The organism is Sutcliffiella tianshenii (genome assembly GCF_016908565.1).
In the GTDB taxonomy this organism is placed as follows: domain Bacteria; phylum Bacillota; class Bacilli; order Bacillales; family Bacillaceae_I; genus Sutcliffiella_A; species Sutcliffiella_A tianshenii.
In genome coordinates this window covers 480,743-503,939 of sequence record NZ_JAFBED010000002.1, presented here as the reverse complement: position 1 = coordinate 503,939, position 23,197 = coordinate 480,743, and the positions used below count along the sequence as shown (strand labels likewise).

The following is a 23,197-nucleotide window of genomic DNA, read 5'->3' as shown; positions in this document are numbered from 1 at the left end:
TGGCGTGGGGAAAATAAATGGGGAATATATAATCCTGCAAAATGAACGGTTTTATTTGAAAGGGTATAAAGACTTTGCAAATGAACGGTTGAAAATCGAGGATTACCGTGGAAATCTCGAAAGTATTTTCACTGCCATCCATGAATTGGAGAAGGAAAAATATGTACACAAAACGATCATCAAATGCAGAACAGAGAATGTGACATCATTTTTAAGTAAAGGGTATCTGCTAGAAGCAAGTATTCCAGGATATTTTCTTGGAAGCACCGCTTTTTTCCTATGCAAATATGACGATCAGAACAGATACACAAGTGCAAAGTGGATTGAGGAAGATCAACAGTTGGAGGAAGTATGGAAAAAAGACAGGAATACTGAAAATGCTGGGGTTTCCACATCTTCAATCAGAAAGGCAACAACACATGATGCTAAAAGGCTCTCAACATTTTATGCGGGTGTTTTCCCGATTTATCCTGTTCCCATTGATGATCCGGACTATATAAGCAGCCAAATGGAGGAAAACACAATCTTTCATTATTTAGAGGTGGATGGCCAAATTATTGCTGCAGCTTCCGCAGAGGTGAATATGGAATATCGCAATGCAGAAATCACTGATTGCGCAACCCTATCTTCCCATAGGAAGGGCGGAAGTATGAACAGCATCATCCAATCGCTTGAGAATGAATTGATTTCAAAGCGGGTTTTCTGCAGCTACTCCATCGCTAGAGCGTTGTCATTTGGAATGAACGCAGTACTGCATAAGTCAGGCTATACCTATCAGGGCAGATTGAAAAATAATTGTTACATTTATGACAGTATTGAAGATATGAATGTATGGTATAAAGATTTGAGTTTCCATTTTGCCGAAAAATCGGCATTAAGTGCCGGAAATTAGGCGGGTGATCAGATTGAGTGAATCCAGTCTATTATCCAAAGAAATGCTTGAACGGATATTGAATGGTATTGATGAGGCCATCCATGCGGTTGATCATAATGGAGTCACCATCTACTACAATCGGGTTGCTTCAGAACATGATGGGATGAGTTGGGAGGAAGTGATGGGAAGGCATATCCTGCAGGTTTTCCCGTCACTGACATCTCAAACAAGCACGCTTTTAAAAGTCCTCGAAACAAAAAAACCCATTTATCATAAAAACCAGAGATATGAAAACAAAAAGGGTGTGATGATTGAAACAATCAACACCACGGTCCCGCTTGTTGTGGAAGGGCAAGTATTGGGAGCAGTTGAAATAGCAAAAAATTATGGAAAAATAAAAATGCTTTCCAATCAGCTTATGGACCTGAAAACAAAAATGTACAAAAAAGATTACACACTTCCAAAACAGTCACCAGAGGTCCATTTTACTCTGAATGATTTTATTACAGTCGATCCTGTTTGCAGGAGAATTATAGAGGAAGCTTTCCTTTTTGCTTCATCCGACCTACCGGTAATCATATATGGAAAGACGGGAACAGGCAAGGAGATACTTGCCCAAGGAATACATGCTGCATCCATTAGGAGGGGGGCTCCCTTTATTGTTCAAAACTGTGGCGCAATTCCCGAAACACTCCTGGAAAGCCTCCTTTTCGGCACAAGCAAGGGCAGCTATACAGGGGCAGTGGAAAAGGCGGGGCTGTTGGAGCTTGCACATGGAGGGACTCTCTTTTTGGATGAATTGAATTCCATGCCACTAGAGCTCCAGACAAAGCTTTTAAGGGTCTTAGAGGATGGAACCATAAGGAGAGTGGGAGGTGTGACTGCATATAAAGTGGATGTTCGAATCATAACCGCCCTCAATGAAATCCCAGAGAATTGTGTAAAAGAAAATAGACTGAGAGAAGACCTTTATTATCGATTGAGTACTTGCTCCATCTCTTTACCTTCATTGATGGAGCGGAAAATGGATATTCCTATACTTGCAAACCACTTTCTCTCCCGTTCAACACATAAGAAATCCACCGTGAAGCATCAGCTTGCTGAATCGGTCATAAGGATCTTTCAATCATACCCTTGGCCTGGGAATGTCAGGGAATTGAAAAATACAATCGAATATGTGCTTGTAAAGTCACAGGAAGATCTCATCACAGAAAAGGACCTCCCAAACAAGTTCCTATCAACTGCGAATTTGTTTTTAGCAGATGAAAATAAGTCTCTTCGGCAGGTACTACATGAAACGGAAAAGGCTTGTATTCAAGATGCCCTCCGAAAGACGGACGGAAATGTCCAAAAAGCGGCTAAGCTGCTGCAAATCCCCAGGCAAACGCTGCAATACAAAATGACGAGATTGATAGAAAATAAGTCTCAGCGTTTCCAAGCTGCCGAAAAATTGGCGGCAGCAGATCAAAATACTCAACAAGGATAATAACAGATTCCCCGCCCTTGACATATATAAGTAATAACTAGGCAAATTCCTTAGTTGGCACGATTATTGCAATAGTTTTAGGAAAGGGAGGAGATAGAGAATGAGAATGGACCTATATAAGCCCGACCGTCACTGGAAGGACATTGAACTATGGAAAGATGTGACCGATGAACAGTGGAACGATTGGATCTGGCAGTTGACCAATACCATTCGGACATTGGAGGATTTGAAAAAAGTCATCCATTTAACACCAGAGGAAGAGGAGGGTGTGAAGATATCCACCAAGACAATTCCTTTAAATATAACCCCTTATTATGCTTCTCTAATGAATCCGGATGATCCAAGATGCCCGATCAGGATGCAGTCAGTCCCAATCGGGAAAGAAATTTATAAAACGAAATATGATCTGGAAGATCCACTGCATGAAGACGAAGATTCACCTGTACCCGGCCTTACACACCGATATCCCGACAGAGTTTTATTTCTGGTAACAAACCAGTGCTCCATGTATTGCCGCTACTGTACGAGACGCAGGTTTTCAGGACAGATTGGCATGGGGGTCCCAAAGAAGCAACTGGATGCCGCCATTGCCTATATTGCATCCAATGACCAAATCCGGGATTGTCTCATTTCCGGGGGAGACGGACTTTTGATCAATGACCAGATCCTGGAGTACATCCTGAAAAACCTGCGTGCCATTCCACATTTGGAAATCATCAGGATCGGAACGAGGGCGCCTGTTGTTTTTCCGCAAAGGATTACGGAAAACCTTTGCAATATACTCAAGAAATACCATCCTGTCTGGCTGAATACCCACTTTAATACCTCGATAGAAATTACAGAAGAATCCAAGCTCGCCTGTGAAATGCTGGTGAACGCAGGAGTGCCTGTGGGCAATCAGGCAGTAATTTTAGCGGGGATCAATGACAGTGTCCCGATCATGAAAAAGCTGATGCATGACCTGGTGAAAATCAGGGTAAGACCTTACTACATTTATCAGTGCGACCTTTCAGAAGGCATTGGTCACTTCCGGGCTCCAGTGGCAAAGGGGCTTGAAATCATTGAGGGGCTAAGGGGGCACACCTCGGGGTACGCAGTACCGACCTTTGTCGTGGATGCTCCAGGCGGGGGCGGTAAAATCGCGGTACAGCCGAACTATATCATCTCCCAAAGTGCCAATAAAGTGGTTTTACGCAATTTTGAAGGTGTGATAACAACCTATCCGGAACCTGAAAATTACATTCCAGGTCGGGCAGATGGATACTTTGCAGGGATATACCCGAATATGGAAGAAAAACGATCCAATATCGGGATTGCGGGATTGATGAACGATTCCCAGTTCAACCTTGTTCCAGAAGGCTTGAACAGGCTTAATCGCCGAAAGAACTATGAAACGGACCCTGCCCATACAACGTTAAAGGATAAACGGGGCAAAAGGGATGAATTGAAGGAAAAGAAATTCCAGGCTCAACTTCAGAAATATACAGAAGTGGATAAAACCAGAGACGGCAATTAGGAGGGCTAATGATGAAGTGTAAATGGTGTGATGCCGATGAAGCGATAGAGAATAAGAATGTTGTGTATTGGGAATTGCCAGACGGTTCAAGGGCCATTACCATTACAGAAACTCCGTCACGAAGCTGCCAGGCCTGCGGTATGGAATATCAGGAAGATGACATCACAAAGGAAATCGAAGATCAGCTTTTCCTGATAAATACGAAGGACCTTGAGGGTGAAATTTCCTATGAGGCACTGATGGAAAAACCAAGGCTACTCAAAAGGAATTATTTCGATTTCACACTTTAAATGCAATCACCTTAACAACAGCGCGATTTTCCTGTAGAATGAGAGGAAAAATGGGTGAGTGCATTTATTATGAGAAAGTCGTTTTACCATTATCTGTTGAAATACCGTCATGCATTAAAGAAAGATGCCATCAGCATCTTCGCAAACCATGCTTATGATGATCACAGCTTCCCAAAGAATTCAACTGATTACCATGAAATCAGCAGTTATCTCGAAATGAACGGGCAGTACCTGTCAAGCATGTCTACCTTTGATGAAGCATGGGAGCTATATAAGGAAGATGTATAATAGAATGGACCAAAAACACATCCGCTGGAATTTGCGGATGTGTTTTTTTTATTATGTTCACCATGCTTTTTCTCCTTATCATCTTTAGCGCTTTTCCATCCTCCTGCATATAATACATTACTATCAAAGTCACAGGTATAAGTTAGGAGACAGATTATATGGGGAAGAAAAAGAAACCGAATAAACCGAAATATAAAATGGGTGACATAGTTGTAATCACCATATATGGAACTGTTGGAAAAGTGACAGATATCAAGCAGATCGATGGAGTATATGTGTATGAGGTGAATTCTAGCGACGGTCTATACCAGGAAGAGACATTGGCGTATGTGTCAGAATATGAAGGGAAGGTTCTTGTGACAGAGCGGTTGGACATCAAGTATCTCTATTTTATCGGGGATATCGTCCATGTGACCGGCTATGGGACCGAATTATTCAAAATTGTGGGATTCCGCACGGAAATCTGGCGTTATAAGGAAGATTCCTGGGAGGATATCATCTATGAACTTACAAGGCTGTCAGATGGTGAATGGCTGGAAGCTGGCGAAGAGGAATTGACCATGGTTGTACATCATGATCATGCTGAAATCCTCATTCATAAACTTGGATTATCCTATATGTTCAATAAAGAAAATACGAGCTTGGAGTTGTATAATCCCATGACAGGTACTAATAAACATTACAAAAAAGAAGAGTTTAACCAGGAATATCAGCGTATCATCGATGGTCTATTGGATGTGTACAATGATTATAAGGTTCTTTATGATATCTTTGGGGACCAGGAATACAAAGAAGTGATGAATCTTGTGGTAACGAACCTAAAAAAATATATGGAAGGCAAAAAACATAGCCGATTAGAAAAGTAAGTAGGAGAATTGTAGAAGTAATAGAAATAGAAATGGCAACCCTACAATAGCAGCCGCTTTAACAAGGCTTTCGCTTATTCTATCAAGAATTGGCAAAAGCACTTCTTCTTCTCCTAGTTTTTCCAAACGTGACAGATGCTCTCTCATCCTCAAATCCCCCTTTGTTTTTTTACCGCTTGTCCAACATACTTAAATCTATGACTGGATGAAAATAAATATGCTTTTTTTCAAACAATTCTGGTAAAAGTGTTATGAGATGGATTATTATAGTGAGTAAGACATATATCTAAAAAGACGTACATAAACCTTTTAAAAAGGGGTGATATTGTGAAAGAAATCGAAGTGGTCATTGATACTGAAGAGATAGCTGAATTCTTTTACAATGAGCTGGTAAGACGCGGTTTCGTCCCAGCGGAGAGTGAGATCGAGGAACTGGCGGATATCATGTTTGAATATCTGCTGGAAAAATGCATTATCGATGAAGAAATGGACATCGACTAGCTAGGATGAACTCCTCATTCAAAGCCCCTTTATGTAAAAGTTTCGGTAGAAAAAACGGCTGTCCACACTGCCGTTTTTTATTTTAATTTTGTTAAATAATACTTCTGTTGATTACTGGATCGGATTTTGTCCCTCTACTTCTCCAAACCACAGATACATTTCCCAGAACTAGGAAATCATCGGTATTGGATGGGGATAGATTGTTTTTATAAGCCAAATGAAGATCAAAATGCCGACCGTTGTATAGAGAAAAGGTCTTCATAAGCCAGATGAAGACCAAAATGCCGACCGTTGGTTAGAGAAAAGGTCTTCATAAGCCAGATGAAGACCAAAATGCCGACCGTTGGTTAGAGGAAAGGTCTTCATAAGCTAGATGAAGACCAAAATGCCGAGCGTTATACAGAGAAAAGGTCTTCATAAGCCAGATGAAGACCAAAACGCCGGCCGTTGTTCAGAGAAAAGGTCTTCATAAGCCAGATGAAGACCAAAATGCCGGCCGTTGTTCAGAGAAAAGGTCTTCATAAGCCAGATGAAGACTAATACGCCGCCATTATTTCGAAAAAAGGTCTTCATAACCCGGATGAAGACCTTTTCAAGTAGATTTATCAACAATTTAATTTAACAAAGCTATATTTTAAGTCATCAATTTATGGATTTCACCGAGGCTTGAAAGTTGCATGATGTTGAGCAGATGTTCCTCTTTCATATTCGGGATATCTTTTTGGCCTGATAAAGTGAACAAGCCTGGCAGCTCATTGGCCTTATCAAAGGAAAACCAGTCCTCGAGTTTTTTAGTGGATTTGTGCAGGTGGGTCGGCCAAGCATTTTCAAGATGGGGACTGTACACCTTCAAACTGTCAGCATCCGTTGAAAATACTTTTGGCATGTAATCTGATCGCGACCCTGTATGGAAATTATCTTTACCAAAAGCAACTGCACCTTGCAGTACCTCAGGGTCCGAGAATAAGCGCATATAGAGTTCTTTCCCAAACTCAATCCTTGACGGGAGGCTTGCAAAATTAGCGACTGTACCACCGGTAATCTCGATCAGGTTCCTGTGTTTGTAAGGAAAAAGAATCTGTGTAAAACCCAGTTTTTCCTGCAACTGAAATTTCAGCGAATTTAGCACTTTCTCCTGATAGTATGGGTTATTCATGACATGCTTTTGCAAAAGACTTTGTTCATTGATAATAAGGGAAACCGTCAGAAGTCTGGAATTCTTCCCGCCGTCTTTAAGGAAAAGTCTCCAAAAGGGTAACATAAAGGAGGAAACGCCGATATGCCCCAAAAGGTGAGAGAAGTCCTGGTTTTGTCTTTTGCCTTCAGCATATAGAGATAGCTGAGGAAAGGCATCCTGGAAAATAAGGTGATTGCCTTTTTCCAAAAAACCAAAAAAGATGGAACTGCTGTCAAAGCCCATCAATCCTGACAAGCTGTGTCTTTTTAGGTCGGTCATGTTCCATCCTGCATTCCGTGAAACCATATGTGCAAGAAATGCCCAATGAAGTTCAGGGTGATTCAGGTATATGTCCAAATAGGCTTGCGTACGAGTGATGTTGTTCCGATTTGATTGGAGTGTCCGGCTTTTAATTTCATCAAGAAGTTTAAGGTCGTTTTCATTTAGGGGAGAAAGGGAAGGAGGTACTTGCCACTCTTGCAGGAGAATAGTTTTTTCATGCAAAGTAAGTATTTTATCACTGTTTTCCATTAATTTCTTCTGCGATTTGTTTTTGAGCCAACCGAAAAGCATCCCACCACCTCGATTTATTGTATTAATGGAAATGAAAATGATGCACGTTCATTCACATCTTTACAGGGTGGTGAACTTGACTGTATCAAATTCACACAAAACTTCTTACTTCTCGGCTCGGTTCGACAAAACTTTCTTTTTTTTGATGAAGGATTCGACAAGGTGAGTTTCTAATTAATATAGTATAAAAATGGCTGAGGGGTGAAGTAGGATGTTGGCTATAAAAAGAATGATGAAAATTGGTTCCGGGGAATACGATGTCACCATTATGCAAACACCGAAATATGGGGAAACGAAAGGATATGCTCCAGTATTCCGATTGACCATGGAGGCTAATAATCACCAAGAATTAATCAGCAAGGTGTACCGGAAGTTCAATGTCACAGACTCCATTCCTGCAGATTATGAAGGCAGATTCATTGCAACTGGTGATATTATCATGATTGATGAAGGAACATTCGGGATCAGCTATTATCGGCTGGAATTTGGCGGTTGGAAAAAAATAAACAGGATACAGGTAAGATGATATAGGATACGCAGGATAAGGCAGTCATCGTTGACTGCCTTATCCTGTGTAAAGATTATAGGTGGTTTCCAGGGCCGTTTTTACGACCTTTTGGAGAGTGTTCTTTTTTATGTGCAGTATGCTCTGCCTCGATCGCATCAGGAGAGATGTGATTGTTTTTCTTCTGTCCATTGATACGATTACGATGTTTTTTTCCCATTGTTAAACCTCCTGTAATTTCTATATATTTATAAAAACTGGATCAGCTTTGCAATTTGTCTCTTTTGGAAGTGTGAGGTTCCGCTGTTTTCTTTTTTGTTGTGTTCGTTGCATTGGCATGCTCCACAGCCTGACGAAGTTTCTTTTTCATAAGGATCTCCTTTCAGTACGTGTTTTTAATTCCTTTTTATATTTTGCCGAAACCCTATAATGAATTCATATCTGATGGAGAGATTCTTTTGAAACAGGGGAAAGATATGGTATAGTATTGTTTGTCACTCTTTGGATGTAAACGCACCCACAGTGGCTGAAAATAATAAATGAACTTTTGATCGATGTATTTAGGAGGTAACACGATGAGTGTACATATTGGAGCAAAACAAGGTGAAATTGCAGAAACGATCCTTTTGCCTGGAGATCCGTTACGGGCAAAATATATTGCGGAAACCTTTTTGGAAGATGCAGTTTGTTATAATGAAGTAAGAGGTATGCTTGGTTTTACTGGAACTTATAAAGGGGAACGCATTTCCGTACAGGGTACTGGGATGGGGGTACCTTCCATTAGCATCTACATCAACGAATTGATGAATGAATATAATGTTCAAAATCTCATTCGGGTTGGTACGTGCGGCGCGATTCAAAAGGACGTTAAGGTCCGTGATGTCATTCTTGCAATGAGTGCATCTACTGATTCCCAGATGAACCGTTTGACATTCGGCGGTGTGGACTATGCTCCTACTGCCAACTTCGACTTACTTAAAAAAGCTTATGATGTAGGTGTAGAAAAAGGCCTGAACCTGAAAGTCGGTAATGTCTTTACTGCAGATATGTTCTACAATGATAATGGTGACCTTGAGAAATGGGCGAAATATGGCATCCTTGCTATCGAAATGGAATCCGCTGCCCTCTATACACTTGCTGCTAAGTATGGAAGAAATGCACTATCAGTACTCACTGTAAGTGACCACATCCTTACAGGTGAAGAGACAACTTCCGAGGAGCGTCAATCCACATTCAGTGACATGATGGAAGTGGCACTCGAAGCAGTAATCAAAAAATAATGGATGAGATAGCCCTTGATTGAATCAAGGGCTATATTTTTTAAGGGAGGAAATTTTGTATGCTGTGTAAATTAAACATTACGACAAGTGCCAGGGATGAATGGCAGGACATAACCGAACAGGTGCAAAAAGAGCTTGAAAAATCGTCAATAGTGGATGGCAGTGTACTTGTGTATTGTCCACACACTACCGCAGGAATTACGATAAACGAAAATGCAGATCCCGATGTCGTATCAGATGTGCAAATGAGATTAGATGAAGTATATCCTTGGGACCATCCAAAGTATATGCATATGGAAGGAAATACCGCAGCTCATTTAAAAGCGATTACGGTCGGGAGTTCGCAACAGATCATCATTGAAAATGGCGAGCTTTTACTCGGTACATGGCAGGGCATTTTCTTTTGTGAGTTTGATGGTCCCAGAACAAGGACTGTCCACTTGAAATTCTTCATGAATAGGCCGTAAGTCGTATCTTGATGAAAAGTAATATATTTCTATAGTAAATCTTTTTACGATAATAAAATTTAATGGTAGAATACTTAAGTATGCTTCGCTAAAAAAGTGAGGCATTTTATTTTTTTTATAAACATAATTGTATTAAATATAGAAATAAACAACTTTAAAAAGGTGAGATCATCATGAAATTAAAAATTGTTGCGGCTTTTGTGAGTGTCTCTTTACTAAGTGGATGCTCCCAACAAATCAAGGATATAGACTGGAAATTCTGGGAGAAATTCAGCGGAGAAGAAAACAATGCAAACGTATCTGAAGAGGTACCGGCTGAAAAGGATAAATCACCAGATGAAACGGAAGGTGTCCAGGGAGAACCTGAAAAGGAACCTGAAGCCCCTCCGATAAATGAAAATGAGTATGCACTCGATGAAGAGTACTTTACTGTACTGAACCAGGAAAAAGTCATCGAAAATACAGATAACATCCTGCTAGTCGTCAACAAAAACCAAGCGTTGCCCGCCGACTACGTGCCTGCAGATTTGACCATCCCAAATGTTGCGTTTTCATTTGAAGGCGATTATGAGAAGAAATACTTGAGGGAAGAAGCAGCACGGGCATTAGAGGACTTGTTCGCAGCTGCAACAAGTGAAAACGTCGAACTTTTTGCTGTTTCCGGATACCGTTCCTATGAAACGCAATATGGCGTTTATAATAGCTATGTGAAAAAATGGGGAGAGGAAAAAACGAATACCTTCTCCGCAATCCCTGGACATAGTGAGCACCAGACGGGTCTGACCATGGACATATCCAGCAGGTCGAATGCACTTGATCTGACTGAGGAATTCGGTGAAACACCTGAAGGCCAATGGGTGAAGCAAAATGCTTATAAACACGGCTTCATCATCCGTTATCCGAAAGGAAAAGAAGTCGTAACAGGCTACCAATATGAGCCCTGGCACCTGCGTTATGTCGGGAAAGAGGTAGCAGAGTATATCCATAAGCATGATATTACTCTTGAAGAATTTTTTGATAGAGCCATTAAACAATAAGACAAATGACCCCGCGATATTTTTCGCGGGGTTTTTAAATGATTCCGCTGGATAATATATACGAACAGAGTAGTCCGAGTGCTGATAGAAGTCCTACTATTGGACCGCCTTCTTCAAAGGCTTCCGGCATCATTGTGGAGGCAACCATTGCAATGATGCCTCCCGCAGCCAAGCCGCTGACAAGATACATATACTCCCCGCCCAGTTCTTTGAATGCGACATAACCCATAAAAGAGCTTAAGGAGGTTAAGCCGAAAACAATAATCCACATAAATAGTATTTTCCTGGTAGTATATCCGTCCTTTTTTAATCCGACAGAGCTTGAAAGGGCTTCGGGAAAATTACTGATGAAAATTGCCAACACAATTACCCAGCTTACCGTATGATCCTTCAGGATACTCACACCGATTATGATCGACTCCGGTATTGCATCAATGATGGAACCGATAAAAATGGCCAAGCCAGAATGATCGCTCTCCTTCTCTTTGGACCGTTTGCGTTCTTTACCGCCTTTTTTACTTATCAGTAGTTCTGCTGCAGTAAAAAGGATCGCTCCGATAAGAAATCCAAATATAACATAACTATAGCCTGAGGCCACTTCAATTTCACCCAATAGTTCAAACGCTGCTGCGCCAATTAGTACTCCTGTCCCGAATGCCATAATGAACCCGGTCAATTTTCTCGGTAAAGGTACAAATAAACCTACAATTGCTCCCAATATGAGAGAAAGCCCTGCAATTGCTCCCCAAAACAATGCCTGAACCATCAGTGTCTCACCTTTTTTCTTAAAAAGTTCCTATTACTAATGTGTACGAAAAAAAATAGAACATACTTTTTTCTATCTATGACAAAATAACAAAGGTATTCATTATAATTCAGGAGGTTTCCGGTAGTGAAGAGGATTCTTTGCTCGTTATTTATACTAGTTGCTGTACTGATCGGTTTGAATTGGTATGGTTCCTCCGTTGCAGCCATTGGACAGAAGGATACATGGGAATATGTAATCCAAACATCCTTAGAATCAGGTTATTCAACAGCCATGCCATTACCGAAGCAGATAAGGAAGAATGTTCAGAAGGGAAAATGGAAAGAAATTTCATATCCAATACCCCCGACTGACACATTCATAAGGATAAATGAAAATGTGGCTTACGCCATAGATCACCAGCTTAACGTTTACGATAGAACTGCCAATAAAATACTTTTACCCTTAAAGGAAGAAAATAAAAAGCGACTTTCGAAGGATATGAAGAAGCTGCATAAGAACCATTATGGGGAACTGATTACCTGGAAAGATGCCAATCAACTTCTGCCTAGATACAGTGTCTTTAAGGTACTTGATCTTGATACTGGATTGTCTTTTGAAGTCCAACGAAGAGCAGGATCATATCATGCAGATGTGCAGCCATTGACACACGACGATACGAAAATCATGAAAAAGATCTATCGTGGTACCTGGAGCTGGGACAGGAGAGCAATCCTTGTCCTATCCGAAACTGGTCAATTTGCAGGTTCCATGCATGGAATGCCCCACGGACAAGGTGCATTGAAAAACGGGTTTCCAGGGCATTTCTGTATCCACTTTCAGGACAGCATAACCCATAAGTCCAGGAAAATGGACCATGCCCATTCCATCATGATAAAAAAAGCTTCTGGTGAATGGCTGGACCATACACAGAAGCTCTCACCACAGGAAATAGTAGATGCGACGGTGCTTTCCATCCACCAGCATGACTGGTTCATCCTATCCCCAATCCTTGATGATAGAAACCGCATTCTGTTGGATGAGCATTTAGAAGAATTGGAAGAGATTGAATTGATCAAAAGGTTGTCCGATCTTCCTAAAGAGGATGGGAGTACCAAGCTGACGTATCCCATCACAGTGAAGCTTCAGGTACATCGAAAAAGTGGTACAACCAATAAATCGGTAACCTTTGCCCTTTATCGTCCGACGATCGAAGAGCCCTGGACAGTCGATTTGGAAAAGCTGCTGGAACAGTTATAGGCATTGGGAGAAATAGAGGAGGCTATTGGCTAAACCTCTATTTCTTTTTTGAAGGCTTGATAATTTCTATCGGGACCTTTGTCTTGGCATTGTTCGTTTCTTTTGGAATTCTTATCTCCAAAATGCCGTTTTTGTATTTGGCAATAGAGCCTGATGACTTCACCATGCATGGGAGTTTTATCTCCTGCTTATTACCACTGTTCGGGACGTTTTCCAGATAGCAGGTGGAAGCATCGTGGTAAATAACCAGTTCACCAAGCTTTTCCTCTGAAGCAAGGGGAAATCGAACGATTACATCCTCATGTGTTTCAAATACATCAGATTGGAAGTTCGGTTTTTTCTTCTGCTTCTTTTTCTCTTGGACACGATTCAAGAGATCAAACGATTGCTCAAAAAAATCATGAGATTGCATCAGTTTTCCCGGGTTAGGGGGTAAATGCCCTCCCATGGCTTTTTTCATCAGTTTCTCCACATCCGATTGCTTGAAGATATCCTCTTTCATATATTCTTTAGGGAAAGGAAACATTTTGTTCCATGGAAACATCATGATAGCTCCTTTGCTTTTTTATATATTTTATTCTTCATGTGGGGGAGGGGTTAATAACGTGTTTCCTTGACGGAACAAATAGATTTCATTATACTGATATTATCTCGAATTCAAGATATTAAGCTATCATGCTTGATAATAAGGAGGAAACGGCTTATGACGTTAAAACATATTTTCAAGAAGGGGTCAGATAAGGTATTGTTACTTTTGCATGGAACAGGTGGAACAGAAAACGATCTTTTGCCTGTAGCAGAATTGATTGACCCTGATGCATCAGTCCTGAGTGTCAGGGGGAATGTATCCGAAAATGGAATGCCCCGCTTCTTTAAACGGCTGGCGGAAGGGGTTTTTGATGAACAGGATCTTATTTTTCGAACAAAAGAGCTTCATCAGTTCCTTGACGAGGCAGCCGGAACATACGGATTCGACCGCCAACAAGTAATGGCTGTCGGTTATTCCAATGGAGCGAATATCGCGGGAAGTCTTCTTTTCCACTTTGAGAATAGCCTGAAAGGTGCCATTCTTTACCATCCGATGGTGCCTAGAAGAGGTGTCGCCTTTCCTGACCTCAGTTCTACACCTGTGTTCATCGGAGCAGGAAAAAATGATCCGATTTGCCCTGCATCCGAAACAGAAGAATTATCCAGCTTGCTTACCGGTGCACACGCTCAGGTAGAAGTCCACTGGGAATATCAAGGCCACCAGCTCACACATTCCGAAGTGGCAGCTTCAAAGAAATGGTATGACCAACTTAAGTAAGGAAAAATTAGGAATGACTGATAGTACAGGGTCATTCTTTTTTTATCATTTAGAAGCAAACCATTTCGCAATTGGGAGTATCTTATTATACACTGTATATAGGAATTAACTTTCAGGAAGAAAAAGGTGTTGGAGGATATTATGAAGCTTATAGATCAGACGCTTGTACAAACCGAATTGGATAAGCTGGCAAATGCAGATGTGTTTCTGCACCTCGAGACGACGAATGGTGCTTATGCAGGACATCACAATACCGGGTTGCCTGTTGGTGCATTCATCCGGAATGTCAGCATAAGGTTTGAACGGGGAAAAATAATCGGAATCAATCCGTACAGAGTAGGATTGAAGTTGGAACATGGTTGGGTGTATGCAGAAGGTGTGACCCATTATGAAATAGATGAGAAGAACCGCCTACTGTTAGCCGGATTGAATCCCGAAGGTAAATTGGCAGTGGCACTTCAGTTAAGCAGAGAGCCTTTCTAAAAAGAACGTACCTCTCGTGAAAAAGGAGAGATTTGATATGCAAGCAGAAAAGCACGTACTGGTAGTATTTCCACATCCTGACGATGAGGCTTTCAGCTCATCCGGTACAATAAAGCAATTCACTCAAAGTGGCGTTCCCGTCACCTACCTTTGCGGCACACTTGGACAAATGGGGAGAAATTTAGGGAATCCGCTATTTGCCAACAGGGAAACGCTGCCGGAAGTAAGAAAGAAAGAGCTTGTGGATGCATGTAAGGTAATGGGCATCCAGGATCTAAGGATGCTGGGATTACATGATAAGACGCTCGAGTTTGAAGATGAGAACTATTTGGCGGACATCATAGGAAAAGTGTTGGAGGAAGTGAAACCGTCCTTGCTTTTAACCTTTTATCCAATGCATGGTGTGCATCCGGATCATGATGCGATGAGCAATGCTGCTGCACTTGCAGTTTCACGCATGCCAAAAGAAGAAAGACCGGTCATCTATGGAAAAGCCATACTGAAAAACAGCGTTGATCTGATTGGCCCCCCTGATATTACGATTGATATAAGGGATGTTGCGGAAGACAAGCTGAAGGCCATCAAAGCACATAAGTCCCAAACAAGCGGTTGGGTGGAACTGATGGAAAAGCAGTTAAAGGAAAATTCCCCTGAAATAGAGGATTGGCTGTACCGTGAAACTTTCTGGACCTATGAAGATTAGAAACTGATGAAGATTAGAAGCTGCTGGGCATGATGTGTGCCTCAGCGGCTTTTTTCTTTGGCTTCGAATCTATCAAATATTCTGAAAATATATTGACATTTGAATAGTTGAACGTTATTTTTATGTTGAACATAATATATTACATAAACTTTCATGACGGTATTATTTCGTTATACTAATTTTTTGCTAGAATAACAAGGCGGGTGGTACGATGATTCTCCATGAAATAGAAACAGCTGATGGTAGTACCATGGCTGAACTGCAGCTGGAACGATTAAAGAAAACCCTGGATCATGTATACAGGAATGTCCAGTTTTATCAAAAGAAATTTAATGAACTGATGATATCGCCTGACAAGATCTCTTCCCTCCAAGACATTCAACATCTTCCATTCACAACAAAGAAAGATCTCAGGGATAACTATCCTTTCGGTCTTTTTGCAGTTCCCAGAAATGATATTGTCAGGCTCCATGCCTCTTCAGGGACGAGCGGCAAGCCTACTGTTGTTGCTTACACACAAAGGGATATTGATATGTGGAGTGACATAGTAGCGAGGAGCATAGCGATCGGGGGCGGGGAAAAAGGAGAACTTCTCCATAACGCATATGGATATGGACTCTTTACAGGAGGACTTGGACTTCATTATGGAAGCGAGCGTCTAGGTATGATGACGGTACCAGTTTCCGGTGGAAATACCCAAAGGCAGATTCAGTTGATCGAGGACTTCAAGCCTTCTGTCATCTGCGGCACTCCGTCCTATCTGCTTGCTATTGCAGAAAAAATGGAGCAGCTCGGGAAAAATCCTGCTGAGACCTCCCTGAAATATGGCATTTTTGGGGCAGAACCCTGGTCAGAGGAAATGAGAATCACCCTTGAGAGTAAATGGAACATAAAAGCCTGTGACATTTATGGACTAAGCGAAGTGATCGGACCCGGTGTGGCGATGGAATGCCATGAGGCACAGGATGGCCTTCATATTGCAGAAGACCATTTCTATACGGAAATCATTGATCCAGTTTCACTTAAAGTGCTTCCTATGGGCGAAGAAGGCGAGCTTGTTTTTACAAGTCTGACGAAAGAGGCACTTCCTATCATTCGATACCGCACAGGGGATATTGCATCCATCAAAAAAGAAAGATGTGAGTGCGGACGAACGACCCTCAAGATGTCGCGGGTAAAGGGAAGGGTGGACGACATGCTGATCATCCGTGGTGTAAATGTATTTCCTTCTGAAATTGAGCATCACCTCCTAACCATTCCGGAACTGTCACCACATTATCAGCTTTTGCTTTCAAAGGAGAATAATCTCGACTGTCTGAAAGTACGGGTGGAGATCAAACAGACGAACTATGACAGTCTGGATGATCATGAAAATAAGGCGAATTTCATTTTTCTTTCACGGAAGATCGAGGAAGTCATGAAAACGGGATGCTATGTTTCCGTACATGCCGAAGTGGTGCCACCGGGAACGATACCGAGGTCCGAAGGGAAGGCTGTAAGATTGATAGACAATAGAGTAAGTGCGAAATAAAAATTCAGAACTTTCAGAGTTGATAAATGTATAACATTATATTATAATTTCGTTAAATAAACGTTATAGAAATAGGAGGCGGCGATCATGACCCATTCACTTTCGTTTGACCGCTTTACAGAAGAGGAAAAGCACCAGCACTTCATGAATCGGATCGAGAATGGTGAAAAGATAGAGGCAGACGACTGGATGCCGGAAGAATACAGGAAAACCTTGATCAAGCTGATCAGTATGCATGCAATCAGCGAAATAATGGGAGCGCTTCCAGAAAAGGAGTGGGTCCCGAAAGCACCTACCCTGAAAAGGAAGCTCGGCATCATGGCAAAGGTACAGGACGAGATGGGGCATGGACAGCTACTGCTTAGGGTGGCAGAGGACCTTATGGAGCCTTACGGAAAGACACGTGAAGAAATTATGCAGGATCTATTTTCGGGAGATTTGAAGTTTCATAATGTCTTCCATATGGAGGCCCCTACATGGGGGGATGCCGGACTGATCGGATGGCTGGTTGACGGTGCAGCGATTATCTCCCAGACAAATATGCTCGATGCTTCCTACGGTCCGTATGCACGTGCCTTGAAGCGAATATGCGCAGAGGAAGTGTTCCATGCTCAGCACGGAGAAGCGATCATCATGGCACTTGCGGAAGGAACTGATGAACAGCGGGCAATGATCCAAGATTCCATAGACCGTTGGTGGGAGGCCCTTCTCATGTTCTTTGGACCGGCTGATGCCTCTACAACAGGAACATCGAAACAGGATATCACGACTAAATACAAAATCAGGACAAAGAGCAATGAAGAACTACGTCAGGATTTTTTCACAAAATATATACCGCGGGTATTATCCCTTGGACTGACAATCCCGGATAAGACGATGCATTACAGTGAAGAAGAGCAAAAGTGGGTCTACCAGCAGCCGGATTGGAGCAAATTCAAGGAAATCATCAAGAATAACGGACCAAAATCCAAGGATCGCTTGCGTCTTCGTGTCATTTCGCATGAAAACAATGCATGGGTCCGTGAGGCGTTGAGTGCTGAGACCAATGCAGGCTAGGAAGGAGGAGAAGCTTTGAGCGGCAAAGGATTTTATCAGGAATTTGAAGTGTTTTCAAAGAGGTCGCACACCTCACCGATGCAGTACCAATTCAGCCTTCTTGCACCAAATGAGGAGCTGGCGCTTGTCATGGCACAGGAAAATTTCATGCGGCGCGAACCGGTGGTGGATATCTGGGTGGTAAAAAGGTCGGCAATGAGAAAGATGACCCAGGAAGAGCGGGAGTCATTGCAAAGGATCGACAACAAAGATTACCGGAATACAAAGGGGTATGGGTATCTTAAAAAGAAATGGCGCCATTATGAACAGGAAATGCTGGATGAGAAAGAGATCATGTCCTGGGGAGGGAAGCTGAAACAATGAATATCGCATCAGTAGAGGAAGCAAAAAAGGATAAAGCGTACCACAAGGCTTTGACAGAGCTGTTGTATCAGCTGGCCGATGATGATTTTATCATCGCCTTCCGAGGTTCTGAATGGCTAGGCCTTGCTCCGCATATAGAAGAGGATGTCGCGTTTTCTTCTATTAATCAGGATACGATGGGGCATGCGGCCATGTTCTATCGATTACTTGAGGATCTGGGTGAAGGGGACATGGATGCCCTGGCACATGCCCGCAATGCTAAAGACCGGGTCAATGCCGTTGTTCTGGAATTGGTGAACGGGCCTGGTAACTATTTGAAGGAACCGAAATATGACTGGGCTTTTGCCGTGGTCAGGCACTTTTTCTATACTCAAGCGAAGAAACTGAAGATGGAATCGCTTAAAAACTCCACCTATGAGCCTTTGAAGCATGTTGCCATCAAGGTGAACATGGAGCTTTACTATCATCTCCTTCATTGGAGAACCTGGTTTACCCAGCTCTGTCAGGCCAATGGGGATGCTAAATCAAGAATGATGGCTGCAGTGGATAAAGTTCTTGCCGATTTCGGCGGGGTACTGTCGCTTGGACCGGATGCCGCCCTGATTTCCCAATTCGGCCTTATGGAAGGGGAAGAGATGCTGCGGCAGCGCTTCATCCAGACCATGACGGATATTTTCGAAAAGGTGGATTTTCCACCCTTTGAAAACAAGCTTGGCATGAAAAATGGGGATGGGAGAAAAGGTGAGCATACAAAGGATCTTGAAGATGCCATTCTAACTCTAGGTGAAGTATATAACAGTAATCCAGCGGCAGTCTGGTAAAAGGTCATGAGAAGTGATGAGGCACATACACTATTGAGGGAGCCCTTTTACTCAAATAAAAGGAATGAGTCGTTTATGACAGACAATATAAAGCTTAAGAGAGTATGGGAACAACTTCAGTCAGTAAAGGATCCTGAAATTGATTCAGTCAGTGTGGTCGAATTGGGGATGGTGGAAGATATCATTCTTGATGAGCGGAATGTAACAATCAACATGCTACCCACCTTCATGGGGTGCCCGGCATTGGATATCATCAAAAAAAACATAGAAAAAGAGATTGGCAATCTAGCAATTTTTGAACATATTGAAGTAGTATTCATCTACGAGCCGCCTTGGACCTCCGACCGTATCTCGGAAGAGGGCAGGGAGAAATTAAAGGAGTTCGGCATCGCCCCGCCGCCAAAATTGGATAAGGACGGGGAATGGCATGTGGATTGTCCGTATTGCGGGTCCACCTACACCACAATTGACAATATTTTTGGTCCCACTGCCTGCAGGAGCATCCTTTATTGCAAAGGTTGCAAAAATCCTTTCGAAGCCATGAAGCCAATATCAACCATGATGTAATGTTAAACAATGGAAAGAAGCTTAGTAGAGATAATCTCTAATAGGCTTACTACATATTAAAAGGAGAGAAATTAAATGGTAAAATTAATCGCGCTTTACAAGCACCCTGATAACAAAGAGGCATTCGATCAGCACTATTTCGAAACACACGGACCTATCACACAGAAAATCCCTGGACTTCGCAAGATGGAAGTGACAAAAGTGGTTGGAAGCCCGATGGGTGGAGAAGGCAAATACTATTTAATGTGTGAAATGTACTACGATAGCCATGATGCATTGAAGCAGGCGATGAGAACGGATGAGGCGAAAGCATCCGGGAAGGATTTAATGAAATTTGCTGGTGATCTGGTCACTCTGATGATCGGTGAAGAAGTGAATGAATAACAGATTCAGCTTTATTGATGTCTCGGTTGAGGGTTCGATTGGGATCGTCGCTTTAAATCGCCCTAAAGTACTGAATGCGATCAATCGTCCGATGGTATCGGAAATCGTATCCATCATCGAGGAGTTTGACCGCAATGATGAAGTAAAAGTCATTGTGCTTTGCGGGCATGGCAGGGCCTTTGCAGCAGGTGCCGACATTGATGAAATGGCAGAAGCGGGCGCAATCGAACTTGAGCTTTTAAATCAGTTTACCGAGTGGGACCGGCTTGCATGGGTGAAAAAGCCGATCATCGGGGCTGTCCAAGGCTTTGCACTTGGTGGAGGGTTTGAACTGGCGCTATGCTGTGACATTCTGTTTGCCGCCCATGATGCAGAATTCGGTTTCCCGGAAATCAGCCTTGGCGTGATGCCCGGTGCCGGCGGAACACAAAGGCTCACCAAACTGATGGGTAAATCAAAAGCGATGGAGTGGCTGTTGACAGGTGACAGGATGAATGCGAAGGAAGCGCTGCACTATGGGGTCATCAACCGGATTGTTGCAAAAGAGCTATTGCAGGAGGAAACCTTGAAATTTGCCAATAAAATAGCAAAGCAGGCTCCGCTATCCCTACGCCTGATCAAGGAGTCCGTCCTGAAAGCGGTGGACTATTCCGTGTATGAAGGAATGCAATATGAACGGAAGAACTTTTATCTGCTTTTCGCATCCAAGGATCAAAAAGAGGGCATGAGAGCTTTTCAGGAAAAAAGAAGGCCAAACTTTGAGGGAGAATGAGGAGGCCAGTCATGTTTGAGACAATCACATACACGATAGAGAACCAGGTAGCCTGGATCAGGCTGAACCGACCCGATAAATTGAATGCGTTTACAGAACAGATGAACAGGGAGATCCAGAAGGCAATCAAACAGTCCAGTACTGATCCAATGGTACGTTCGATTGTCATCACAGGTGAAGGGAGAGCTTTTTCCTCAGGTCAGGATCTCGCCGAAGTAGATGAGAACATGGACCATGGTGAAGTACTGCGAAAGAGATATGGTCCGATGATGAAGGAGCTTGCACGTTGTGAAAAGCCGGTCATCGCAGCAGTAAACGGAGTGGCAGCCGGAGCTGGCTTCAGCCTGGCACTGGCTTGTGATTTCCGATTGCTAAGTGACAAGGCAAGTTTTGTCCAGGCATTTATACATGTCGGTTTGGTTCCTGACTCTGGTAATCTCTATTTCCTTCCTAAACTAATCGGGAATGCGAAGGCACTCGAGCTCGCCGTTTTAGGGGAGAAGATTAGAGCTGAGGATGCGAAAGAGCTGGGACTGGCTACAAGAGTCATAGAACAGGAAAAATGGGAAGAAGAAGTGAAGGCATTTGCCGAGCGTCTGGCTTGCATGCCTACACAGGCTATCGGTTTGATTAAACGTTCCCTTCAAGCAAGCTGGAGCATGAATTTTGATGAGTATCTCGAGCATGAGGCGTACAGTCAAAGAATAGCCGGCCTGACAAACGATCATAAAGAAGGCGTAACATCCTTTGTTGAAAAAAGAAAACCTGTATTCAAAGGAAACTAATAGATCAAATAAGGGGATGAGCAAATATGGCAACTGTAAAAGATGCAAAGCTGGAACAACTGGAAATGAAGCGTGACTCGTATCAATTGATTATCGGCGGTCAAAGAGTGGATAGCTCCTCAGGAGAAACTTTTACGACCTATAATCCTGCAACAGGTGAAGCGATCGCAACAATCGCAAAAGCTTCCAAAGAGGATGCAGAGAAAGCGGTGGAAGCTGCAAGGAACGCTTTCGACAAAGGGAAATGGAAGCTATTCCCGCTAAACAAGCGTGCCAGAACATTGAATAAAATTGCTAGCATCATGCGCTCCCGTTTTAACGAATTGGTAGAATTGGAGATTCTGGATTCAGGAAAATCTCTTTCTGCTGCACAAGGTCAAGTGATGCAGGCGATCGAGGATTTCGAATTCTACGCAGGGGCGATAGTCGGTCATAGAGGGTCCGTCAACAATGTTCCAGGCCAATTCCAGAACATCACTGAAAAAGAACCGGTTGGAGTATGTGCGCAAATCATACCATGGAATTATCCATTAATGATGGCTGCATGGAAGATTGCACCTGCTATTGCAGTTGGTTGTTCCGTAGTGGTCAAGCCTGCCACACTGACTCCACTTACTGCAATCGTACTCGGTGAGATTTGCATCGAAGCAGGGGTTCCGGAGGGTGTCGTAAACATCATCCCTGGTGCTGGATCGGAAGTAGGAAACTACCTGGTTGAGCATCCAAAGGTGGATAAAGTGGCATTCACAGGCTCCACGCCAATTGGTAAGGATATCATGGAAAAGGCATCCCAAACCCTGAAGCGCGTTACATTGGAGCTTGGCGGAAAATCTCCGAATCTAGTATTTGAAGATGCAGACATCGATGCGGCAGTGGATGGATCCCTATTCGGTATCTTCTACAACACAGGACAATCTTGCGAAGCCCGTTCCCGACTGTATGTACACGAGAATATATATGATACGTTCATGGAGAAGTTCGTGGAAAAAGCGAAAAAGCTGACACTTGGCGATCCATTTGCCAAAGAAACACATATTGGGGCTGTGATCAACAAAGGCCAGCTTGATGTCATTGACGGGTATGTCCAGTCAGCGAAAGAAGAAGGGGCCAATATCGTACTAGGTGGAAAAGTTGCCAAAGTGGAAGGCTTTGAAAATGGTTATTGGTACGAACCAACCATCATTACCGGTGTCAATCATGACATGAAGGTTGTCAAAGAAGAGATCTTTGGCCCTGTCGTAGTGGTAATGCCATTCAGTGATGAAAAAGAAGCAATCAAGCTTGCGAATGACAGTGAATATGGTCTTGGGTCTGCCATCTGGACAAAAGATCATGGACGTGCAACAAGGGTCTCCAAGCAGATCCAGGCAGGAATCGTCATGGTAAACTGCCCGTTCTCCGCTTTTCCTGGAACACCATTCGGCGGCTACAAGCAATCCGGTTTCGGTCGCGAGCTATGCATTGAAACCCTGGACCTTTACACAGAAACGAAGAGCATCATCTCCTACTTCGGGAACCGTCCTCTGAATCCGTTTGGAGTGTAAGTTTATAAAAAGGAAGC

General features: G+C 42.8%; 29 protein-coding genes. 24 read left to right on the top strand and 5 right to left on the bottom strand.

All coding sequences use genetic code 11. The features are described from left to right. The first annotated feature begins 4 nt into the window (after positions 1 to 4). From ablB to JOC95_RS06015, 6 genes are all read left to right on the top strand, one after another. Positions 5 to 892, top strand: coding sequence for a putative beta-lysine N-acetyltransferase (ablB, locus tag JOC95_RS06040; protein ID WP_204414392.1), 888 nt, complete (start codon positions 5 to 7; stop codon positions 890 to 892). Between the two features lie 43 nt (positions 893 to 935). Beyond that, complete coding sequence (locus JOC95_RS06035; protein ID WP_338083065.1) at positions 936 to 2,360, top strand: sigma-54 interaction domain-containing protein; 1,425 nt, start codon at positions 936 to 938, stop codon at positions 2,358 to 2,360. 100 nt (positions 2,361 to 2,460) lie between these two features. Continuing rightward, complete coding sequence (kamA, locus tag JOC95_RS06030) at positions 2,461 to 3,876, top strand: lysine 2,3-aminomutase (protein WP_204414390.1); 1,416 nt, start codon at positions 2,461 to 2,463, stop codon at positions 3,874 to 3,876. A gap of 11 nt (positions 3,877 to 3,887) precedes the next feature. After that, the gene (locus JOC95_RS06025) at positions 3,888 to 4,166 is read left to right on the top strand and encodes a YokU family protein (RefSeq protein WP_204414705.1); all 279 of its coding nucleotides are present in this window, start codon (positions 3,888 to 3,890) and stop codon (positions 4,164 to 4,166) included. A 69-nt stretch (positions 4,167 to 4,235) separates the two neighbouring features. After that, positions 4,236 to 4,454, top strand: a complete 219-nt coding sequence (locus tag JOC95_RS06020; RefSeq protein WP_204414704.1) for a YozE family protein — start codon at positions 4,236 to 4,238, stop codon at positions 4,452 to 4,454. A gap of 158 nt (positions 4,455 to 4,612) precedes the next feature. After that, positions 4,613 to 5,320, top strand: coding sequence for a hypothetical protein (locus tag JOC95_RS06015; protein ID WP_204414389.1), 708 nt, complete (start codon positions 4,613 to 4,615; stop codon positions 5,318 to 5,320). Here JOC95_RS06015 and JOC95_RS06010 read toward each other — a convergent pair. Further along, a complete protein-coding gene (locus tag JOC95_RS06010) occupies positions 5,309 to 5,467 on the bottom strand; it encodes a hypothetical protein (protein WP_204414388.1) in 159 nt (52 codons plus the stop codon). The genes JOC95_RS06015 and JOC95_RS06010 overlap by 12 nt on opposite strands. 180 nt (positions 5,468 to 5,647) lie before the next feature. Here JOC95_RS06010 and JOC95_RS06005 point away from each other — a divergent pair, with 180 nt between their 5' ends. Then, entirely contained in the window at positions 5,648 to 5,821 is a 174-nt protein-coding gene (locus JOC95_RS06005; RefSeq protein ID WP_204414386.1) for a YozD family protein, read from the top strand. A 634-nt stretch (positions 5,822 to 6,455) separates the two neighbouring features. Here JOC95_RS06005 and JOC95_RS06000 read toward each other — a convergent pair. Further along, a complete protein-coding gene (locus JOC95_RS06000; RefSeq protein WP_204414384.1) occupies positions 6,456 to 7,571 on the bottom strand; it encodes a DUF2515 family protein in 1,116 nt (371 codons plus the stop codon). A gap of 211 nt (positions 7,572 to 7,782) precedes the next feature. On the opposite strand from JOC95_RS06000, the gene JOC95_RS05995 reads away from it, so the two are divergent. After that, positions 7,783 to 8,097 (top strand): YodL domain-containing protein, encoded by a 315-nt coding sequence (locus tag JOC95_RS05995; protein WP_204414382.1) that lies wholly within the window; start codon positions 7,783 to 7,785, stop codon positions 8,095 to 8,097. A gap of 55 nt (positions 8,098 to 8,152) precedes the next feature. On the opposite strand, the gene JOC95_RS05990 is transcribed toward JOC95_RS05995, so the two are convergent. Beyond that, the gene (locus JOC95_RS05990) at positions 8,153 to 8,296 is read right to left on the bottom strand and encodes a hypothetical protein (protein WP_187442333.1); all 144 of its coding nucleotides are present in this window, start codon (positions 8,294 to 8,296) and stop codon (positions 8,153 to 8,155) included. A gap of 355 nt (positions 8,297 to 8,651) precedes the next feature. Here JOC95_RS05990 and deoD point away from each other — a divergent pair, with 355 nt between their 5' ends. The 3 genes from deoD to JOC95_RS05975 all read left to right on the top strand — a co-directional run bounded on the left by deoD (position 8,652) and on the right by JOC95_RS05975 (position 10,860). Beyond that, positions 8,652 to 9,356: a purine-nucleoside phosphorylase gene (deoD, locus tag JOC95_RS05985; RefSeq protein ID WP_204414380.1), complete on the top strand. Its 705-nt coding sequence runs from the start codon at positions 8,652 to 8,654 to the stop codon at positions 9,354 to 9,356. A 59-nt stretch (positions 9,357 to 9,415) separates the two neighbouring features. Next, the gene (locus JOC95_RS05980; RefSeq protein WP_204414379.1) at positions 9,416 to 9,823 is read left to right on the top strand and encodes a secondary thiamine-phosphate synthase enzyme YjbQ; all 408 of its coding nucleotides are present in this window, start codon (positions 9,416 to 9,418) and stop codon (positions 9,821 to 9,823) included. A gap of 173 nt (positions 9,824 to 9,996) precedes the next feature. Then, positions 9,997 to 10,860, top strand: a complete 864-nt coding sequence (locus tag JOC95_RS05975) for a M15 family metallopeptidase (RefSeq protein WP_204414378.1) — start codon at positions 9,997 to 9,999, stop codon at positions 10,858 to 10,860. Positions 10,861 to 10,894: 34 nt separating this feature from the next. Here the strand turns inward: JOC95_RS05975 and JOC95_RS05970 are convergent, their stop codons facing one another. Further along, complete coding sequence (locus tag JOC95_RS05970) at positions 10,895 to 11,626, bottom strand: ZIP family metal transporter (protein ID WP_204414377.1); 732 nt, start codon at positions 11,624 to 11,626, stop codon at positions 10,895 to 10,897. Between the two features lie 126 nt (positions 11,627 to 11,752). Here JOC95_RS05970 and JOC95_RS05965 point away from each other — a divergent pair, with 126 nt between their 5' ends. Continuing rightward, positions 11,753 to 12,865, top strand: a complete 1,113-nt coding sequence (locus JOC95_RS05965) for a hypothetical protein (RefSeq protein WP_204414376.1) — start codon at positions 11,753 to 11,755, stop codon at positions 12,863 to 12,865. Positions 12,866 to 12,902: 37 nt separating this feature from the next. On the opposite strand, the gene JOC95_RS05960 is transcribed toward JOC95_RS05965, so the two are convergent. Beyond that, positions 12,903 to 13,412 carry an Hsp20/alpha crystallin family protein gene (locus tag JOC95_RS05960; RefSeq protein WP_204414375.1) on the bottom strand — a complete coding sequence of 170 codons (510 nt, stop codon included), beginning with the start codon at positions 13,410 to 13,412 and terminating at the stop codon, positions 12,903 to 12,905. Positions 13,413 to 13,568: 156 nt separating this feature from the next. Between JOC95_RS05960 and JOC95_RS05955 the strand changes: the two genes are divergently transcribed. From JOC95_RS05955 to JOC95_RS05900, 12 genes are all read left to right on the top strand, one after another. Beyond that, positions 13,569 to 14,171, top strand: coding sequence for an alpha/beta hydrolase (locus tag JOC95_RS05955; RefSeq protein WP_204414374.1), 603 nt, complete (start codon positions 13,569 to 13,571; stop codon positions 14,169 to 14,171). Positions 14,172 to 14,312: 141 nt separating this feature from the next. After that, the gene (locus JOC95_RS05950) at positions 14,313 to 14,654 is read left to right on the top strand and encodes a YojF family protein (RefSeq protein ID WP_204414373.1); all 342 of its coding nucleotides are present in this window, start codon (positions 14,313 to 14,315) and stop codon (positions 14,652 to 14,654) included. A 37-nt stretch (positions 14,655 to 14,691) separates the two neighbouring features. Then, positions 14,692 to 15,357 carry a bacillithiol biosynthesis deacetylase BshB2 gene (gene bshB2 / locus JOC95_RS05945; RefSeq protein WP_204414372.1) on the top strand — a complete coding sequence of 222 codons (666 nt, stop codon included), beginning with the start codon at positions 14,692 to 14,694 and terminating at the stop codon, positions 15,355 to 15,357. Positions 15,358 to 15,568: 211 nt separating this feature from the next. Continuing rightward, positions 15,569 to 16,888: a phenylacetate--CoA ligase family protein gene (locus JOC95_RS05940; protein ID WP_204414370.1), complete on the top strand. Its 1,320-nt coding sequence runs from the start codon at positions 15,569 to 15,571 to the stop codon at positions 16,886 to 16,888. An 87-nt stretch (positions 16,889 to 16,975) separates the two neighbouring features. Further along, entirely contained in the window at positions 16,976 to 17,944 is a 969-nt protein-coding gene (gene paaA, locus JOC95_RS05935; protein WP_204414369.1) for a 1,2-phenylacetyl-CoA epoxidase subunit PaaA, read from the top strand. Positions 17,945 to 17,959: 15 nt separating this feature from the next. Beyond that, complete coding sequence (gene paaB, locus JOC95_RS05930) at positions 17,960 to 18,307, top strand: 1,2-phenylacetyl-CoA epoxidase subunit PaaB (protein ID WP_204414368.1); 348 nt, start codon at positions 17,960 to 17,962, stop codon at positions 18,305 to 18,307. After that, positions 18,304 to 19,128, top strand: a complete 825-nt coding sequence (gene paaC, locus JOC95_RS05925; protein WP_204414367.1) for a 1,2-phenylacetyl-CoA epoxidase subunit PaaC — start codon at positions 18,304 to 18,306, stop codon at positions 19,126 to 19,128. The genes paaB and paaC overlap by 4 nt, the downstream gene beginning before the upstream one ends. Positions 19,129 to 19,203: 75 nt before the next feature. Further along, positions 19,204 to 19,695, top strand: a complete 492-nt coding sequence (paaD, locus tag JOC95_RS05920) for a 1,2-phenylacetyl-CoA epoxidase subunit PaaD (RefSeq protein ID WP_204414366.1) — start codon at positions 19,204 to 19,206, stop codon at positions 19,693 to 19,695. 75 nt (positions 19,696 to 19,770) lie between these two features. Next, positions 19,771 to 20,079, top strand: a complete 309-nt coding sequence (locus JOC95_RS05915) for an EthD family reductase (RefSeq protein ID WP_204414365.1) — start codon at positions 19,771 to 19,773, stop codon at positions 20,077 to 20,079. Then, positions 20,072 to 20,851, top strand: a complete 780-nt coding sequence (locus JOC95_RS05910) for an enoyl-CoA hydratase/isomerase family protein (RefSeq protein ID WP_204414364.1) — start codon at positions 20,072 to 20,074, stop codon at positions 20,849 to 20,851. The genes JOC95_RS05915 and JOC95_RS05910 overlap by 8 nt, the downstream gene beginning before the upstream one ends. Positions 20,852 to 20,862: 11 nt before the next feature. Next, positions 20,863 to 21,636, top strand: coding sequence for an enoyl-CoA hydratase-related protein (locus JOC95_RS05905; RefSeq protein ID WP_204414362.1), 774 nt, complete (start codon positions 20,863 to 20,865; stop codon positions 21,634 to 21,636). A 26-nt stretch (positions 21,637 to 21,662) separates the two neighbouring features. Beyond that, on the top strand, positions 21,663 to 23,180 hold the full coding sequence (locus tag JOC95_RS05900) for an aldehyde dehydrogenase family protein (RefSeq protein WP_204414360.1): 1,518 nt from the start codon (positions 21,663 to 21,665) through the stop codon (positions 23,178 to 23,180). The last annotated feature ends 17 nt before the right edge of the window (positions 23,181 to 23,197 follow it).

What these genes read in the sequence shown, in the direction of transcription:
- JOC95_RS06035 (WP_338083065.1), top strand. Translation starts at nt 936, where the DNA reads ATGCTTGAACGGATATTGAATGGTATTGATGAGGCCATCCATGCGGTT.
- kamA (WP_204414390.1), top strand. Translation starts at nt 2,461, where the DNA reads ATGAGAATGGACCTATATAAGCCCGACCGTCACTGGAAGGACATTGAA.
- JOC95_RS06025 (WP_204414705.1), top strand. Translation starts at nt 3,888, where the DNA reads ATGAAGTGTAAATGGTGTGATGCCGATGAAGCGATAGAGAATAAGAAT.
- JOC95_RS06020 (WP_204414704.1), top strand. Translation starts at nt 4,236, where the DNA reads ATGAGAAAGTCGTTTTACCATTATCTGTTGAAATACCGTCATGCATTA.
- JOC95_RS06015 (WP_204414389.1), top strand. Translation starts at nt 4,613, where the DNA reads ATGGGGAAGAAAAAGAAACCGAATAAACCGAAATATAAAATGGGTGAC.
- JOC95_RS06010 (WP_204414388.1), bottom strand. Translation starts at nt 5,467, where the DNA reads ATGAGAGAGCATCTGTCACGTTTGGAAAAACTAGGAGAAGAAGAAGTG.
- JOC95_RS06000 (WP_204414384.1), bottom strand. Translation starts at nt 7,571, where the DNA reads ATGCTTTTCGGTTGGCTCAAAAACAAATCGCAGAAGAAATTAATGGAA.
- JOC95_RS05995 (WP_204414382.1), top strand. Translation starts at nt 7,783, where the DNA reads ATGTTGGCTATAAAAAGAATGATGAAAATTGGTTCCGGGGAATACGAT.
- JOC95_RS05990 (WP_187442333.1), bottom strand. Translation starts at nt 8,296, where the DNA reads ATGGGAAAAAAACATCGTAATCGTATCAATGGACAGAAGAAAAACAAT.
- deoD (WP_204414380.1), top strand. Translation starts at nt 8,652, where the DNA reads ATGAGTGTACATATTGGAGCAAAACAAGGTGAAATTGCAGAAACGATC.
- JOC95_RS05980 (WP_204414379.1), top strand. Translation starts at nt 9,416, where the DNA reads ATGCTGTGTAAATTAAACATTACGACAAGTGCCAGGGATGAATGGCAG.
- JOC95_RS05975 (WP_204414378.1), top strand. Translation starts at nt 9,997, where the DNA reads ATGAAATTAAAAATTGTTGCGGCTTTTGTGAGTGTCTCTTTACTAAGT.
- JOC95_RS05970 (WP_204414377.1), bottom strand. Translation starts at nt 11,626, where the DNA reads ATGGTTCAGGCATTGTTTTGGGGAGCAATTGCAGGGCTTTCTCTCATA.
- JOC95_RS05960 (WP_204414375.1), bottom strand. Translation starts at nt 13,412, where the DNA reads ATGATGTTTCCATGGAACAAAATGTTTCCTTTCCCTAAAGAATATATG.
- JOC95_RS05955 (WP_204414374.1), top strand. Translation starts at nt 13,569, where the DNA reads ATGACGTTAAAACATATTTTCAAGAAGGGGTCAGATAAGGTATTGTTA.
- JOC95_RS05950 (WP_204414373.1), top strand. Translation starts at nt 14,313, where the DNA reads ATGAAGCTTATAGATCAGACGCTTGTACAAACCGAATTGGATAAGCTG.
- bshB2 (WP_204414372.1), top strand. Translation starts at nt 14,692, where the DNA reads ATGCAAGCAGAAAAGCACGTACTGGTAGTATTTCCACATCCTGACGAT.
- JOC95_RS05940 (WP_204414370.1), top strand. Translation starts at nt 15,569, where the DNA reads ATGATTCTCCATGAAATAGAAACAGCTGATGGTAGTACCATGGCTGAA.
- paaA (WP_204414369.1), top strand. Translation starts at nt 16,976, where the DNA reads ATGACCCATTCACTTTCGTTTGACCGCTTTACAGAAGAGGAAAAGCAC.
- paaC (WP_204414367.1), top strand. Translation starts at nt 18,304, where the DNA reads ATGAATATCGCATCAGTAGAGGAAGCAAAAAAGGATAAAGCGTACCAC.
- paaD (WP_204414366.1), top strand. Translation starts at nt 19,204, where the DNA reads ATGACAGACAATATAAAGCTTAAGAGAGTATGGGAACAACTTCAGTCA.
- JOC95_RS05915 (WP_204414365.1), top strand. Translation starts at nt 19,771, where the DNA reads ATGGTAAAATTAATCGCGCTTTACAAGCACCCTGATAACAAAGAGGCA.
- JOC95_RS05910 (WP_204414364.1), top strand. Translation starts at nt 20,072, where the DNA reads ATGAATAACAGATTCAGCTTTATTGATGTCTCGGTTGAGGGTTCGATT.
- JOC95_RS05905 (WP_204414362.1), top strand. Translation starts at nt 20,863, where the DNA reads ATGTTTGAGACAATCACATACACGATAGAGAACCAGGTAGCCTGGATC.
- JOC95_RS05900 (WP_204414360.1), top strand. Translation starts at nt 21,663, where the DNA reads ATGGCAACTGTAAAAGATGCAAAGCTGGAACAACTGGAAATGAAGCGT.